This window comes from Cellulophaga fucicola, from assembly GCF_900119145.1.
Taxonomy (GTDB): Bacteria; Bacteroidota; Bacteroidia; order Flavobacteriales; family Flavobacteriaceae; genus Cellulophaga; species Cellulophaga fucicola.
Window position 1 is genome coordinate 1 of the sequence record NZ_FPIY01000003.1, and the last position, 15,336, is coordinate 15,336.

14 protein-coding genes are annotated in these 15,336 nt (G+C 32.6%); 7 read left to right on the plus strand and 7 right to left on the minus strand.

Features of this window, described 5'->3' with window-relative positions; translation table 11 throughout:
* Positions 1 to 695 precede the first annotated feature (695 nt).
* The 3 genes from glmS to BT107_RS10740 all read right to left on the minus strand — a co-directional run bounded on the left by glmS (position 696) and on the right by BT107_RS10740 (position 5,342).
* Positions 696 to 2,543, minus strand: coding sequence for a glutamine--fructose-6-phosphate transaminase (isomerizing) (glmS, locus tag BT107_RS10730; RefSeq protein WP_072303815.1), 1,848 nt, complete (start codon positions 2,541 to 2,543; stop codon positions 696 to 698).
* Between the two features lie 133 nt (positions 2,544 to 2,676).
* The gene (locus tag BT107_RS10735; RefSeq protein WP_072303816.1) at positions 2,677 to 4,527 is read right to left on the minus strand and encodes a DUF4270 domain-containing protein; all 1,851 of its coding nucleotides are present in this window, start codon (positions 4,525 to 4,527) and stop codon (positions 2,677 to 2,679) included.
* Positions 4,528 to 4,532: 5 nt separating this feature from the next.
* Entirely contained in the window at positions 4,533 to 5,342 is an 810-nt protein-coding gene (locus tag BT107_RS10740; RefSeq protein WP_072303817.1) for a glycogen/starch synthase, read from the minus strand.
* A 107-nt stretch (positions 5,343 to 5,449) separates the two neighbouring features.
* Here BT107_RS10740 and panC point away from each other — a divergent pair, with 107 nt between their 5' ends.
* From panC to BT107_RS10770, 6 genes are all read left to right on the plus strand, one after another.
* Positions 5,450 to 6,295, plus strand: a complete 846-nt coding sequence (panC, locus tag BT107_RS10745) for a pantoate--beta-alanine ligase (protein ID WP_072303818.1) — start codon at positions 5,450 to 5,452, stop codon at positions 6,293 to 6,295.
* Between the two features lie 13 nt (positions 6,296 to 6,308).
* Entirely contained in the window at positions 6,309 to 6,659 is a 351-nt protein-coding gene (gene panD, locus BT107_RS10750; RefSeq protein ID WP_072303819.1) for an aspartate 1-decarboxylase, read from the plus strand.
* 1 nt (position 6,660) lies between these two features.
* On the plus strand, positions 6,661 to 7,626 hold the full coding sequence (locus BT107_RS10755; RefSeq protein WP_072303820.1) for a lysylphosphatidylglycerol synthase transmembrane domain-containing protein: 966 nt from the start codon (positions 6,661 to 6,663) through the stop codon (positions 7,624 to 7,626).
* Between the two features lie 29 nt (positions 7,627 to 7,655).
* The gene (locus BT107_RS10760; protein WP_072303821.1) at positions 7,656 to 8,789 is read left to right on the plus strand and encodes an alpha/beta hydrolase; all 1,134 of its coding nucleotides are present in this window, start codon (positions 7,656 to 7,658) and stop codon (positions 8,787 to 8,789) included.
* Between the two features lie 90 nt (positions 8,790 to 8,879).
* Positions 8,880 to 10,241: a DNA repair protein RadA gene (gene radA / locus BT107_RS10765; RefSeq protein ID WP_072303822.1), complete on the plus strand. Its 1,362-nt coding sequence runs from the start codon at positions 8,880 to 8,882 to the stop codon at positions 10,239 to 10,241.
* Between the two features lie 98 nt (positions 10,242 to 10,339).
* Entirely contained in the window at positions 10,340 to 10,972 is a 633-nt protein-coding gene (locus BT107_RS10770) for an outer membrane beta-barrel protein (RefSeq protein ID WP_072303823.1), read from the plus strand.
* Between the two features lie 62 nt (positions 10,973 to 11,034).
* On the opposite strand, the gene BT107_RS10775 is transcribed toward BT107_RS10770, so the two are convergent.
* The 4 genes from BT107_RS10775 to BT107_RS10790 form a co-directional block, all read right to left on the minus strand.
* Positions 11,035 to 12,075, minus strand: coding sequence for an aldo/keto reductase (locus tag BT107_RS10775; RefSeq protein WP_072304243.1), 1,041 nt, complete (start codon positions 12,073 to 12,075; stop codon positions 11,035 to 11,037).
* A gap of 163 nt (positions 12,076 to 12,238) precedes the next feature.
* The gene (locus tag BT107_RS10780) at positions 12,239 to 12,721 is read right to left on the minus strand and encodes a c-type cytochrome (RefSeq protein ID WP_072303824.1); all 483 of its coding nucleotides are present in this window, start codon (positions 12,719 to 12,721) and stop codon (positions 12,239 to 12,241) included.
* Positions 12,722 to 12,762: 41 nt separating this feature from the next.
* Entirely contained in the window at positions 12,763 to 13,725 is a 963-nt protein-coding gene (locus tag BT107_RS10785) for a YheT family hydrolase (protein WP_072303825.1), read from the minus strand.
* 2 nt (positions 13,726 to 13,727) lie between these two features.
* Positions 13,728 to 14,702, minus strand: coding sequence for an NAD(P)H-dependent flavin oxidoreductase (locus tag BT107_RS10790; protein ID WP_072303826.1), 975 nt, complete (start codon positions 14,700 to 14,702; stop codon positions 13,728 to 13,730).
* A 139-nt stretch (positions 14,703 to 14,841) separates the two neighbouring features.
* On the opposite strand from BT107_RS10790, the gene BT107_RS10795 reads away from it, so the two are divergent.
* A complete protein-coding gene (locus tag BT107_RS10795; RefSeq protein ID WP_072303827.1) occupies positions 14,842 to 15,321 on the plus strand; it encodes an acyl-CoA thioesterase in 480 nt (159 codons plus the stop codon).
* The last annotated feature ends 15 nt before the right edge of the window (positions 15,322 to 15,336 follow it).

Below are 15,336 nucleotides of genomic sequence, written 5' to 3' on the forward strand. Positions count from 1 at the left end.
CTCGTAAAGCGGTTGCAAATGTAATAACAATTTCTAAACTGACAAAATAAAATTTCAATTTATTTTCTTGCTATTATCACCAAACACCCTCGGCAATTTAGGACTGCAAACTTAGCTCTTTTAACTAAAGCAAAACAAGCTTTTTTTAACTTATTTCTTAACCTTTATTTTAAACCAATTTTACAACCTTTTCAATGAACTTTGCTAACTTATTAACTCTATGTTTTTCCCTTAGCGGGTGCAAATATACAGAGCTTATCTGATATAACAACTCTTTTTTAAATCTTTTTTGAAGTTATTTTAAAAACATCCTTTACAACCCTATTTATCAACACCTTAAGTAGACCTCTTTTTCTACTTCTTTTAAGCAAATAACAGAACGCAACCATTAGCTCACTATTTATAGCCCGTTCTTTGTCTTTGATAAGGGGTAGAATACGCAGTGAAATTTGCTAACATTAAATAAAAAAGGCAATTAACCATATTTACATTCTATAAAAGCACAACAAAAAACAGCCTCACTAACCTACAGAAACAATTAACAACAAAGAAACAACTCTAGAAACGAGGCAAAACCAATAAGAAACCCCTTTTTATAACACATAAAAAAAAGCCAAAGAAGTAAACTCCTTGGCTTTTTTAAATTTTATTATAATCATCAACCCAATAAAATAGATCGATATTTACGTTCTAGTTTATTCTACAGTAACAGATTTTGCTAAGTTACGTGGCTGATCTACATTACAACCCCTCATTAAAGCAATGTGATACGACAATAACTGTAAAGGGATTGTAGTTAACAATGGTGTTAACGCCTCTAAAGTATCAGGAACCTCTATTACATGATCTGCTAAGGCTCTAACCTGAACATCACCCTCTGTTACAATTGCTATAATTTTACCCTTTCTAGATTTTATCTCCTGAATGTTACTTACAACTTTTTCGTAGTGACCTCTATTAGTCGCAATAACAATAACCGGCATTGACTCATCTATTAAAGCAATAGGACCGTGCTTCATCTCAGCAGCTGGATAACCCTCTGCATGAATGTAACTGATCTCCTTCAACTTTAAAGCACCCTCTAATGCAACCGGAAAGTTATAACCTCTTCCCAAGTACAAACAGTTAGGTGAATCTTTATAAACTGCTGCTATTTTTTCAATTGCCTCATTAGACTGTAAAGCAATTTCTACTTTAGTTGGTATATTCTCTAACTCCGTTAAAAACTCACTAAATCTAGCATCAGTTAAACTACCTTTCTCTTGCGCTAATTTTAGAGCAATTAGACTAAGTACTGTTATCTGCGTTGTAAATGCCTTTGTAGATGCAACCCCAATTTCTGGACCCGCATGCGTGTACGCACCAGCATTGGTTTCTCTAGCTATAGAAGAACCTACCACATTACATACACCAAAAACAAAAGCTCCATTTTCTTTAGCTAATTTAATTGCAGCTAAAGTATCTGCAGTTTCACCTGATTGAGAAATAGCTATTAACACATCTTTATCTGTGATTACAGGATTTCTGTATCTAAACTCAGATGCATATTCTACCTCTACCGGTATACGCGCTAAATCTTCAAAAATATACTCTGCAACTAAACCTGCGTGCCAAGAAGTACCACAAGCAACAATAATAATTCTATTCGCATTTAAAAACTTATCTAAATGTTCATCTATACCTGCCATTTTAATTAGCTTTTGATCTGCTAATAACCTGCCTCGGTATGTATCCAAAATAGCTCTTGGCTGCTCATAGATTTCTTTCATCATAAAGTGATCGTAACCACCTTTTTCAATTTCCTCTATATTCATTTGCAATTCCAAAACTGTTGGATATGCAACTGCATCATTCTTAATTTTTCTTAGTTTAATTTCTTTACCAAGTCTAATGATTGCCATTTCTTCATCTTCTAGATAAATAGCATTATTTGTAAACTCGATAAAAGGAGATGCATCAGAAGCAATAAAAAATTCATTGTCTCCCATACCAATTGCTAACGGGCTACCTAATTTAGCCACAACAATTTCATCTGGTTTTTTAATATCAAAAACAGCAATAGCATAAGCGCCCACAACTTCGTTTAAAGCTAATTGTACCGCTTTACCAAGCTTTACCTTCTCTTTTTTCTGAACTTCTTCAATAAGATTAATTAACACTTCTGTATCTGTATCAGACTGGAAAGTATAACCTCTATTAATTAATTCTGTTTTTATAGATTCGTAGTTTTCTATAATTCCGTTATGAATTATAACCAACTCTCCCGAGTTAGAGTAATGTGGGTGAGAGTTAACATCGTTAGGAACACCATGTGTTGCCCATCTTGTGTGACCAATACCTATATTACCTTTTATAGACATTGCACCCTCTGTCTTCTTTTTTAAATCTGAAACTTTACCTTTAGTTTTAGAAAGGCTGATTTTTTCGCCATCGAACAATGCAACACCTGCACTGTCATACCCTCTATATTCTAAACGTTCTAGTCCTTTTATAATGATTGGATAAGCCTCTCTATGACCTATATATCCTACAATTCCACACATAATGTAATTAGTTATTAAATGTTACAGTTAATGATTACATGCAAATCTAATTATAAATGCAAAAAAAAGAGCACATAACAGTTAAAATAGCCTAAAACGACTACAAAAAGTAAAGAAGAAGAGTAATACAGACTTAATTAGCCTCTGTATAAAAAACCTCTAGCTTTAGCTTTTTATCTTCATCTGAAGTATTACTACCATATAACACGGTACCAAAAGGATTAATTACAGACATAAGAGGCACTTTACCTTCCCCGTCTTCTAACATAGCTTCTGCAGAAATACCAAATCTAACATCTGAAGTTACAGTTAACCCTAATGTTATGTTATCTGCATCACGAACAACCAAGTTATTAAGATACTCAGTAATTCTAAATGTATATGTAAAACCCTTACCATCACTAGACTCTTCTATAATACCATCAAAACCAGTAAGTGCAGTAAGACTCAATGGACCATTTGGCAATTCTGTACTTACAGGATAACTATAAATAGCTGCGTTATCTTCTGCATTATACAAATACAACCTAGGAGGTTCAACTCCATTACCAGCTGCATCTAAAGTAGTTCTATCTATATAAAAAACTATATTAGCCTCATTAATTATCCAATTGTTATTTTTAATTTCTGTAATAGCATCTCTACCATTGTTCTCGTCAAACAACTTAATTTCCGCAAAAGATCCTGCTCCACCTCTTATATAAATTCGATCTGCATTTTCTCCCGTATCCATTTTACCAGCAATATCTGCAGGGTAATCTTCATTAATTAATGTATTAACAGCATTACCTGAACTAGAACTAAGATCTAATACATAGGTTGCATCTGTTTTAAAAATAGTATCATCTGATGTATCCGTAGCTGTATCATTAGTATCTACCTTGTCATACTCATAATTCACATAAATTTTAGCATTTAACAAGTCTAACAACAACATTACATCTTCAGAAGTAGTACCTGAAGCAGAAAGATAAATTCCTCTTAAAAATTCTTGAAAGTTAGTCTGACTTAACAACTCTGTATCACCTTCTTTATCTATAAAATTTTCTTGAAAAAAGTCTTTATCTAAATTGACAATAATACCTGGAGCTAGACGCAAATCTACCTCTTTAGATTCATCTGTATCCTCAGTATCAGGATCATTTTCTTTAAAAGTAATAGTTTCAGTTTCATTTATAGTCACCTCACCATCAAACAAAACATCTGAAACAAAAGTTGGAGAAAAAGCAAAATCAGAAAAATATATTTGTCTCTGCTCAAAGTTTTGAGTAGGATCTACATCTCTTAAAAAGTATGTAGAGCGCTCTACTTTAAAATTAAAAGGAACCGCCTTATCCCCATAAATACTATCAATCTCATACTGTTTAGCGTATGCATTAGCAACTACACTTTCTTCGTCTGCATCTGCTGTACCATCACCATCCGTATCTGAACTTAAAGGATTTGTACCTAATGATTGCTCTTGAGCATCTGTTAAGCCATCCCCGTCTGAATCACTATTAGGATCAGTGGAATCTGCATCAAAAGCATCTTCAACACCATCACTATCTGCATCACTAAAAGTTCCTGATTTCTTTAAATAAGGAATAAATAAAGTAACTTCTTTAACCGTTTCGTTCTCTGGAATAGTAGTTACACTATCGTCTGTAGCAGAACCATCTTCTGTATCCTGAGTATAGATTCCAAAGGTTGGATTTCCTACACCAGAAGCCAATCTTACTTGTGTATTAATATAAGCTGTTGTTTTACCATAAACAGGATCTACATAAGTTCCTAATTGATATAATGGCAAACCATTAGTCTGTACAGACTTAATTTTTTTGTTATAAGCAAATACATCGTAAACTGCTTTTTTAGCTGAAAAAGGCTCCCCAGAGATTACATCTCCAGCAATTGTGTCTAATTCATCTTCACAGGATACAAATGTGGTCATTAAAGACAATCCCGCTATAGCAGAAAAAACTAATTTCTTGTAAAAATTCATGTAACTTATTTTAAAACTTCATTACTGTAAAAGTTGGTATACGCTTCTTCAAACTCCTGAAGAGGCACGTAAGACAACACAGGTTTATCAAGTCCAGAAACATATTCACTAAGTTCTTCTGGAACTTCATCTGAGGCTAAAATAACAGCATCTGAATAATCTACAGCTACTTTTAACAAATTATTATAGTTAGGAATAGCTAAAGCGCTAATTTTATCCTCACCTATTTCATCAAAAGCAATTTTTTTAACGATATCCTTATCTAATTCTCCATCAAAACCTTGATTATACACAGAAGTAATAACTTTGCTCTCTACAAACAATGGTTCGTCTGCGTAAAATTGCTTTAAATACAATGGCACTAAAGAAGCCATCCAACCGTGTACATGTATAATATCTGGAGACCAGTTTAATTTCTTAACCGTTTCTACAACACCTTTTGCAAAAAAGATAGCCCTCTCATCATTATCTGGAAACAGCGTACCGTTTTCATCTGTAAATGTTGCTTTTCTTTTAAAGTACTCTTCGTTATCAATAAAATATACCTGAATACGTTCTTTAGGGATTGAAGCCACTTTTATTATTAACGGCATATCCATATCGTTAATAACTAAGTTCATCCCAGATAAACGAATAACTTCGTGTAACTGATGTCTTCTTTCATTAATATTACCGTAACGCGGCATAAATATTCTAATCTGCCCGCCTTTGCTATTCACCATACGTGGTGTTTCATAAGACATTTGGGAAACTTGATTCTCTGGGAGATAGGGCATTAATTCTGAAGATACAAACAATATCTTTTTACCATTCATAAGAAGCTGTTTTTTATTTTATCAAAAAAGCGTAGAATGCAAAATTACAAAAATTATAGAGATTAGCAGTAATTATAGTAAGTTTGCTGTCGTTTTAAATTAAATATATGCATATATTTCACAAAATTGAAGAATTAGAAAATCATTTTTCTACCGTATCTAAAGGAGAATCCAAAGGAATGGTACCTACTATGGGTGCTTTACATAGCGGCCACATTTCTTTAGTTAAAAAGGCATTAAACGAAAATAAACACACAATTGTGAGCATTTTTGTCAATCCAACGCAGTTTAATAACGCTGAAGATTTAGAAAAATATCCTCAAACTTTAAAAGAAGATATTGCTTTATTAGAAACTGCATCTAAGGATATTGTAGTTTTTGCACCTTCTGCTCAAGAAATATACAATAGCGATATTAAATCTGAAAGCTACAATTTTGATGGGTTAGAAAAAGTAATGGAAGGTGAATTTAGAGATAGACATTTTGACGGTGTTGGCACAATTGTAGAAAAACTATTTAGCATTGCCAAACCAGACAATGCTTATTTTGGAGAAAAAGATTACCAACAATTACAGATTATAAAAAAGCTTGTAGAAATAAAAAAAATACCAGTAAATGTAATTGGCTGCCCTATTGTTAGAGAAGAAAGCGGCTTAGCTATGAGCTCTAGAAACAAAAGGTTAACTCCTGAATTAAGAACAGAGGCCGCTTTTATTTACAAAACACTTAAAGATGCCAAACAAAAATTTGGCACAGAAAGTGCATTAGAAGTTACAGAATGGATCACTGCCCAGTTTAAGAAAAATGACCTTTTAAAATTGGAATATTTTACCATAACTAATGCAGATGATCTACAGACAATTAAAATAAAGTCTGAAAATAAAAAATATAGAGCATTTATTGCCGTTTATGCTAATGACATTAGACTAATAGACAATATAGCCTTAAATTAATTACCTTTGTAATATGCAAATAGAAGTTGTAAAATCTAAAATTCACCGTGTAAAAGTTACAGGTGCAGACCTAAATTATATTGGGAGTATTACCATTGATGAAGATTTAATGGATGCGGCCAACATTATTAGAGGAGAAAAAGTACAAATTGTAAACAACAATAACGGAGAAAGACTAGAAACTTACGCTATCCCAGGACCTAGAAAGAGTGGCGAAATTACACTTAATGGTGCTGCTGCGCGTAAAGTTGCTGCTGGTGATATTCTTATTTTAATAACATACGCACGTATGGATATTGAAGAAGCAAAAACATTTAATCCTTCTTTAGTTTTCCCTAATGAAGAAAACAACTTACTAAACTAATTTGTCAGCCTCTTTAAAAAAGACATTAAAAACAGTGCTTCCAATTGCTTTTGGGCTGTTTTTAGTATGGTATTCTTACAACTCTACTTCTGCTGAAGATAGAAAACAGATTATCTTTTACATAAAAGAGGCTAATTTATTTTGGGTAAGTATCTCTTTATTCATGGGGATTTTAAGCCATATTTCTAGAGCCATTAGATGGAACTACCTTTTAGAACCACTTGGATACAAACCCAAAATTACCAACAACATCTTAATAATATTAACGTCTTATTTTGCTAATTTAGGAATACCTAGATCTGGCGAAATATTACGTGCTACAGCGCTTACCACTTATGAAGGAGTGCCTTTTGAAAAAGGTTTTGGAACTATAGTTACAGAGAGAGTTATAGACTTAATTATGCTATTGCTAATTATTGTTATAACCTTCTTTTTACAAACCGATATTATTATAGAATTCTTTACCAACAAAGGCTTTAACCTTACTAAAATCATTGCTATTCTTGGCTTTGCTACACTATTAGCAATTGTGTTCTTTTTTATCATAAAAAAATCTACACACCCATTTTTATTAAAAATAAAAGCTTTTGTTACAGGCTTACTACAAGGTGTAACTAGTATTTTTAAAATGAAAAACAAATGGGCATTTATATTTCATACTTTCTTTATTTGGTCTGTTTATGTTGGTATGTTTTGGGTTATAAAATATACTGTTCCAGAAACCATAGATTTATCTATTAGTCAATTACTAGTTGCATTTATTTTTGGAGCATTTGCTATGACCGCAACTAATGGTGGCATAGGGCTTTACCCTATTGTAGTTAGTAGTGCACTAGCCATATTTGGTATTAGCAGTGTTTCTGGCGATGCATTTGGTTGGATCATGTGGATATCGCAAACTTTATTAGTTGTCGTTTTTGGGGCAATATCTTTTCTACTATTGCCGTTATTAAAACGAAACCAATAGTTTTTTAATACTAAAGAACAAACCCAAAAATGAAAAAAATTACCTTAACCTTTGCCCTATTTATAGGGTTAATCGCATTTGCACAAGTAAAAACAGAAGTATTTGAATCTTTTAAACTTCAAGAAAGAAGAGATTTAAGCTATTATGTTCCAGAAGAATATGATGCAGAAGAGCAACACTCACTAATAGTTGTTTTAGACGCCGAGTATTTGTTTGATGATGTTGTTGCTAAAGCAAAATTCTACAGTAAATTTCACGGTATGCCACCTGCAATTGTTGTTGGTATTCATCAATTAAAAGACCAAGAAAGATTAAAAGATTGTGCTTTTGATGAAGAAACAGGACTACCTACAGAATCAGGTAAATTATTTTTTGAATTTATAGGAATGGAAGTTATTCCAAAATTAGAAAGCACATATAACATATCACCTTTTAAAATGGTTGTGGGTTATGACATTACTGCAAATTTTGAAAACTTTTATTTATTTAAAGAAAATCCACTTTTTAGCTCTTATATAAGTATTGCTCCAACCTTAGCTCCAGAAATGGAAACAAGAGTTGCCACAAGAATTAACGCACTAGATAAGCAAATTTTTTATCACTTAATAACAGAAAAAAATAAAAACACAAAACAAGTAGCCCAACTTAATACAGAGTTAGCTGCTATAGAAAAGGAAACATTTCAGTATTATTTTGATGTTTATGACACAGATCACACATCTATTGCTACATATGGATTAGGAAAAGCTTTTGATGATATTTTTGACATCTTTAAGCCAATTAGCTCTAAAGAGTACAAAACAAAAATTATACCTTCTGAAGAGCCTCCTTTTGCCTATTTAGAAAATAAATATACTTCTATTAAAGAAACTTTTGGTTTTACAAAAAGAGTAGACCTTAACGATGTTATGGCAATCTATGCCGCTAGCAAAAAGAAAGAAGATACAGAGTCACTAAAAGAATTAGCTAACCTTTGTAAAAAAGAATTTCCAGATACAATGCTTGGCTTTTATTTTGAAGGTGAATATTATGAAGAAATAGGAGAGCCTAAAAAAGCACTTCGTACATTTGAAAAAGCTTTTGGCATGTCAGAAATTGACTTTTTAACTAAAGATATGGCTTTAGAAAAAATAGACGCTTTAAAAGCTGATTTTGGCTATTAATCAACAAAAAATACAAACACCCTCTTCTTATTTAGAGTAACAAAATTATAAAGTTTATAGTACCTTTGGTCAAAACCAATAAGTAAGGTAATGGCTAAGACTAAAACAGCTTTTTTTTGTCAAAATTGTGGTACTCAATATGCTAAATGGGCAGGACAGTGTGGTGCCTGCAAAGAATGGAATACCATTGTAGAAGAGGTTATACAAAAAGAAGAAAAAAGCAGCTGGAAAGCACCAAGTGCACCTGCTAAAAAAACGTCTAAACCTTTACGTGTTAATGAAATTAGCACAGAAAAAGAGCTACGCCTTAACACCTATGACTTAGAGTTTAATAGAGTCCTAGGTGGTGGCCTAGTACCTGGATCATTAACTTTATTAGGAGGCGAACCCGGTATAGGAAAAAGTACATTATTACTACAAATATCTTTAAAACTACCATACAAAACATTATACGTTTCTGGTGAAGAAAGTCAGAAACAAATAAAAATGCGAGCAGATCGTATTCTTCCAGATAGTGAAACTTGCCTTATTTTAACAGAAACAAAAACTCAAAATATTTTTCAGCAAATTGAAGCTACACAACCAGACATTGTTGTTATAGATTCTATACAAACACTACATTCAGATTATATAGAATCTGCTGCTGGTAGTATTTCTCAAATTAGAGAATGTACAGCCGAGCTTATAAAATTTGCAAAAGAAACTAATACTCCAGTAATTTTAATTGGTCACATTACAAAAGACGGTACTATAGCAGGCCCTAAAATTTTAGAGCATATGGTAGATACTGTTTTACAATTTGAAGGCGATAGAAATTACGTATACAGAATACTACGCGCATTAAAAAACAGATTTGGATCTACTGCAGAACTAGGAATATACGAAATGCTAGGTAGTGGATTAAGAGAAGTAAATAATCCTTCAGAAATTTTAATTTCTAAAAATGATGAAGGATTAAGCGGAACTGCTATTTCAGCTACCATAGAAGGTATGCGCCCTTTAATGATAGAAATACAAGCTTTAGTTAGCACTGCTGTTTACGGTACACCACAACGCTCTACTACAGGCTACAATGCAAAACGTTTAAATATGTTATTGGCTGTTTTAGAAAAACGAGCAGGATTTAAATTAGGCGCTAAAGATGTATTTTTAAACATAACAGGTGGTATCTCTGTAGACGACCCCGCTATTGACTTAGCTGTAATTGCAGCCATATTATCTAGTAATGCCGATATTGCAATACCAAAAGGCATTTGTTTTGCTGCTGAAGTTGGTTTAGCTGGTGAAATAAGACCAGTACAACGTGTAGACCAACGTATATCCGAAGCAGAAAAACTGGGCTTTACCACAATTTTCGTGTCTAAGAATAATAAAATTACATTGAAGAATACAGCCATAAAAATATTCCTTGTATCTAAAATAGAAGATGTAGCAAGAGGTTTGTTCGACTAAAATTAAGATTTAAATACTTTAACTTTTTATTAATACTCAAACAAATACCTGTGGTATAAATCTTGATAATAAGTAGTCTTAATCCTTAAAAAAATAAGATGAAAAAATTATTACTTATTACCTTTTTAGTTATTTACGGAACAAGTGTTGCTCAAGAAACCGATACAAAAAGAATAATACCAAAAGGATCATGGACTATTGGTGGTAACCTCGGGTTCTCAGCTAACAACTCAGAATTTAGCAGAGAGCTAGAAGACGACATTGAGCGAAAAAATCACACATATAGTCTACTACCAAAGATTGGCTACACTATCTCCGAAAATTTAATTATTGGGCTAGGTCTTGGCTATTCTTTTTCAAAGGATGATATTAATGATGACAACTCAAAAACCAATTCTTATAACTTTACACCATATATTAGAAAGCATTATGGAATAGGGCAAAATTTAAGTTTATTTATTCAAGGAGAAGGTAATTATGAAATAGCGAAACAAAAAAACACTAACTCTAATTACGAGAATACCAGTAAGTCTTTATTTATTGGGTTTAGACCTGGTTTAAACTACTTTATCAGCAAAAAAGTAGCTCTAGAAACAACAATTGGATCCTTTGGGTACAAACACAGAACAAGCGAAGTCAAAGGAAGCGACAATAGCAAAACCGACACCAATTCATTCAATTTTAATATAGATTCTGCTAATTTAAACTTTGGCGTAATTGTATTTTTATAAAACAAAAAAAAGGCTGCACTTAGATACAGCCTCTTTTATATTATTTACTTGTCTATTAAATATTAAGGAGCTGGGTTTGGTATTTGTTTATGTATAGCCTCTATGCCTTCTAAAACCTCATCGGTTAATTTTACATTTACACTTCCAATATTTTCTTCTAGTTGTTTTAAATTAGTTGCTCCTATAATTGTACTTTTTACAAATGGCCTAGAATTAACATAAGCCAATGCCATTTGCGGCAAAGATAAATTGTGTTTACGAGCTAGGTCAGAATACATTTGTGTTGCTTGTTTAGCATTGTCTCCACTATATCTATTATAATTAGGAAACATAGTTACACGTGCATTTGCAGGTTGCAATCCTCCTAAATACTTACCACTTAACACCCCAAAACCCAACGGAGAATACGGTATTAACCCTATATCTTCTCTCATAGATATCTCTGCCAAACCAACCTCATATGTTCTATTTAGTAAATTATACGGGTTTTGTATTGTAGACATTCTAGGTAACTTTCTATGTACCTTACTTTCTTCTAAGAAACGCATAGTTCCCCAAGGAGTTTCATTAGACAAACCAATGTGCTTTATTTTCCCTTCATTTACTAGGTCACATAACGTGTTTAATACTTCGTGAATATTATCTTCCCAAAAATCGTTTATTTTATGGTCATATCCTCTTTGTCCAAAATAATTAGTTTGGCGTTCTGGCCAGTGTAATTGATACAAATCTATAGTATCTGTCTGCAAACGTTTTAAACTGTTCTCTACTGCAGATATTAAGCCTTCTTTTTGAAAACCTGTAGTTCTAATATGTTTGGTCATATCTGCTTTTCCAGCAATTTTAGACGCTAGCACTACTTTATCTCTGTTTCCTGTTTCCTTAAACCACTTACCAATAATTTTTTCTGTCTCTGCATATAACTCTGCCTTTGCCGGAACAGGGTATAATTCTGCTGTATCAAAAAAGTTAACACCTTGCTCTAAAGCATAGTTCATTTGTTCAAATGCTTCTTCAATATTATTTTGTCTGCCCCAAGTCATTGTGCCTAAGCAGATTTCACTCACTTCCAAATTAGTATGTGGTAGTTTAGTATATTTCATAGTCATTAATCTGGTAAAAATTCTTCATGTTCTCAACCAAAGCTAGGGAAATAATTACTTTAATCAAACATAAAAACCTGCATTCGTTAAAGATTTCACAATAAAAAAACAGCGTTTATCTAATCTAAGATAAACGCTGTTTTATATACTGTGAAGACTATTTTTATAACGTCCTGAAATACTCAGTAATAGCTCTTGCTTCTTCTTCTGTTAAACCTTGATTTGTCATTAAAGCATTATTATATTCTTTATATAAAGCTTTGGCAATTGGATCTTCTTTTAACATACCTTCTGGGTTTAAAATCATATTCATAACCCATTCTGGGCTTCTACGATCTAAAACTCCTTTTACTGCTGGACCTATTAAACGCATATCTGTTGCATGGCAAGCCACACATTTAGAACTAAAAATAGCTTCACCACTTGTTGCCATTTCTTTATCTACCTCTGCGCCTAAATCTAAAGATTTTATTGGACCAACACCTTTGTTGTCCATATCTACAGGAACTCCTTCTTGTTTTGCAGTAGTCTTGTCCTCTTTTTTGGTTCTGTTCATTTCAAAACCATCTTTTTTCTTGTCTTCTTTTTTGTCGCCACAACTCGCCATAAATACGCCTGCAGCCAAAATTAAAAGTAATCTTTTCATGTGTTTAAGTTTTAAAGCACTAATATACGTAATAGTACAATTTAAACCTGCTCTTCTAAGAATTTAACTACCCTTTTTTCTGCATATGTTATGTTATTATCGCCATAGAACCCAACATGACCTCCGTACAACGGTATTTCTAAAAACAAGTTACTATTTGCCTTAGTTTCTTCTACAGGATAACAAGCTTCTCCTAAAAAAGAATCATTTTTTGCATTTAAAATTAGTGTAGGTATTTTTATATCTGGTAAAAATTGCAAACAACTTGCCTTATCATAATAATCTAAAGCATTTTTAAATCCGTTTGCTCTACTTGTATACAACTCATCAAAATCTTTTAAGGTCTTAATATTTTTAATTTCTGATGTAGTCACTTTATCTGGAAATTGCTCTTGTTTAATCTTTAATTTTTCAATTAAACGTTTTTTAAAATTTGTAGCATATAAAACATTCTTAGGCTTTAATAATTCACACAAAGAACTACTTAAGCTGCAAGGTACAGAAACACCTACAACTGCCTTAATCTCTTTAGAAAGCACTCTTTTTTCACCTACATACTTTAAAACAAGGTTTCCTCCCAGGCTAAAACCTTGAAGTATAATTTCTGAGTATTTATTCAACTTAACAATATGTTGCACAACTGCTTCTAAATCTTCTGTAGCACCAGAATGATATGACCTGTACAAAATATTAGTCTCACCACTACACCCTCTTAAGTTAACAGCACAAACAGAATAATTATTACGCAATAATTGTTGTACCGCTCCTAAAATATACGGCCGTTGAGCATTACCTTCTAGACCATGCAAAACAATAGCCACTTTGGTTGTTTTTGCAGATGCAAAACTCCAATCTAAATCTAAAAAATCTCCATCTTCTAAATATATACGCTCTCTTTGTTGCGCTGGCTTTTCTACCGAACGAAACAAACCTGTGTACAAAGTTGAAAAATGCCCGCTTTTAAATAAAAATGAAGGATTATATGATGATTCTAGTATTGGCAATTTTATTTAGGATATACTTCTAATAATTTCTTTTGTTCTTCTATAGCATCTACAAACTCGGTTTTTAAATCTGAAACCAATTCTGTAACTGAAACTGCATTATTTATATTGGTTACACCTTGACCCGCAGACCAAATTGTTTTCCAAGCTTTAGCCTCTGTATCCATTTCTTTACCAAAATCTATTTTAGTATCTTTTTTAAGATCATCTTCAGTAATACCAGCTGCCTTTAAACTAGCTCCTAAAAAATTTGCATGCACACCAGATATAGATGCAGTATAAACAACATCACTAGCGCCAGCATCAATAATCATTTGCTTATAATCTTCTGTAGCCTTACTTTCTTTAGTATTTATAAAGCGAGTACCCATATAAGCAACATCTGCACCCATTTGCATAGCAGAAGCTATATCTCTACCTGTACTAATACAACCAGATAGAATAACTGTTTTTGTAAAGAATTTTTTAATTTCTGCAACTAAAGGCATAGGGTTTAGGGTTCCTGCATGGCCACCAGCTCCAGCTGCAACCACAATTAAACCATCTACACCTGCCTCAGATGCTTTTTCCGCATGACGCTTTTTAATAACATCATGAAAAACTAAACCACCATAACTATGTACCGCATCTACTACTTGAGCTACCGCACCTAATGATGTTATAATTAATGGCACTTTATGCTTAATACACAGCATAAGATCTGCCTCTAACCTAGGATTAGTTTGATGAACAATTAGATTTACCCCAAAAGGTGCTGCTTTTTTACCCGTTTCATCCTCAAACGCCTTAAGTTCTGCCTTAATCTGTATTAACCATTCCTCAAAACCTTCACTAGTACGTTGGTTTAATGCAGGGAAAGTACCTACAATTCCGTTTTTACAACATTCAACAACCAAGCTTGGTCCTGAAATTAAAAACATTGGCGCTGCTATTACAGGCAAAGAAAGGTTTTTTACAAATGGAGCTACTGTTCTCATAACTATTGCTTTTTATTAATTACATAAAAAAACGCAGTATTTTTAACTACTTTTTATACCGTAATTTAGTTTAGTTTCTCAAAACTATAGTATTTTTATCATTTAGTATGCATGCATAACAATTAATTCTAAAAAAAATATGTACTTAAAAGAATTTGAAATTCGCTGGAGTGATATAGATGCAAATTGGCACTTAGCCAATTCTGCCTACGTTAATTATATGAGTCAGACTAGAATGGGCTTTTTAATGGAACTTGGTTTTAATCAGAAATCAATGGCCAGCAACAATATAGGACCTGTTGTTTTCTACGAGCACATTTATTATTTTAAAGAGGCCTTTTTTGGCAAACCGGTAAAAGTTTCCCTAGAATTAATGGGACTGAGTGAAGACGGAAAATTCTTTAAATTTCATCACAACTTTTTTGATTCTAAAGGAAGAAATTTTGCCCACTGTGAAATATTAGGTGCTTGGATAGATTTAAAATCTAGAAGTTTAACGGGCCTACCTGAAGAATTTATGACTGCTTTTTCTAAAGTTGAAAAATCTGAAGACTTTAAAGTACTTACCAAAGAAGACACTCGTAAATACGCTAAACAACCAAAAGATTTAGAAATTTAAACCTGAGATTTTATT

What these genes read in the sequence shown, in the direction of transcription:
- glmS (WP_072303815.1), bottom strand. Translation starts at nt 2,543, where the DNA reads ATGTGTGGAATTGTAGGATATATAGGTCATAGAGAGGCTTATCCAATC.
- BT107_RS10735 (WP_072303816.1), bottom strand. Translation starts at nt 4,527, where the DNA reads ATGAATTTTTACAAGAAATTAGTTTTTTCTGCTATAGCGGGATTGTCT.
- BT107_RS10740 (WP_072303817.1), bottom strand. Translation starts at nt 5,342, where the DNA reads ATGAATGGTAAAAAGATATTGTTTGTATCTTCAGAATTAATGCCCTAT.
- panC (WP_072303818.1), top strand. Translation starts at nt 5,450, where the DNA reads ATGCATATATTTCACAAAATTGAAGAATTAGAAAATCATTTTTCTACC.
- panD (WP_072303819.1), top strand. Translation starts at nt 6,309, where the DNA reads ATGCAAATAGAAGTTGTAAAATCTAAAATTCACCGTGTAAAAGTTACA.
- BT107_RS10760 (WP_072303821.1), top strand. Translation starts at nt 7,656, where the DNA reads ATGAAAAAAATTACCTTAACCTTTGCCCTATTTATAGGGTTAATCGCA.
- radA (WP_072303822.1), top strand. Translation starts at nt 8,880, where the DNA reads ATGGCTAAGACTAAAACAGCTTTTTTTTGTCAAAATTGTGGTACTCAA.
- BT107_RS10770 (WP_072303823.1), top strand. Translation starts at nt 10,340, where the DNA reads ATGAAAAAATTATTACTTATTACCTTTTTAGTTATTTACGGAACAAGT.
- BT107_RS10775 (WP_072304243.1), bottom strand. Translation starts at nt 12,075, where the DNA reads ATGAAATATACTAAACTACCACATACTAATTTGGAAGTGAGTGAAATC.
- BT107_RS10780 (WP_072303824.1), bottom strand. Translation starts at nt 12,721, where the DNA reads ATGAAAAGATTACTTTTAATTTTGGCTGCAGGCGTATTTATGGCGAGT.
- BT107_RS10790 (WP_072303826.1), bottom strand. Translation starts at nt 14,702, where the DNA reads ATGAGAACAGTAGCTCCATTTGTAAAAAACCTTTCTTTGCCTGTAATA.
- BT107_RS10795 (WP_072303827.1), top strand. Translation starts at nt 14,842, where the DNA reads ATGTACTTAAAAGAATTTGAAATTCGCTGGAGTGATATAGATGCAAAT.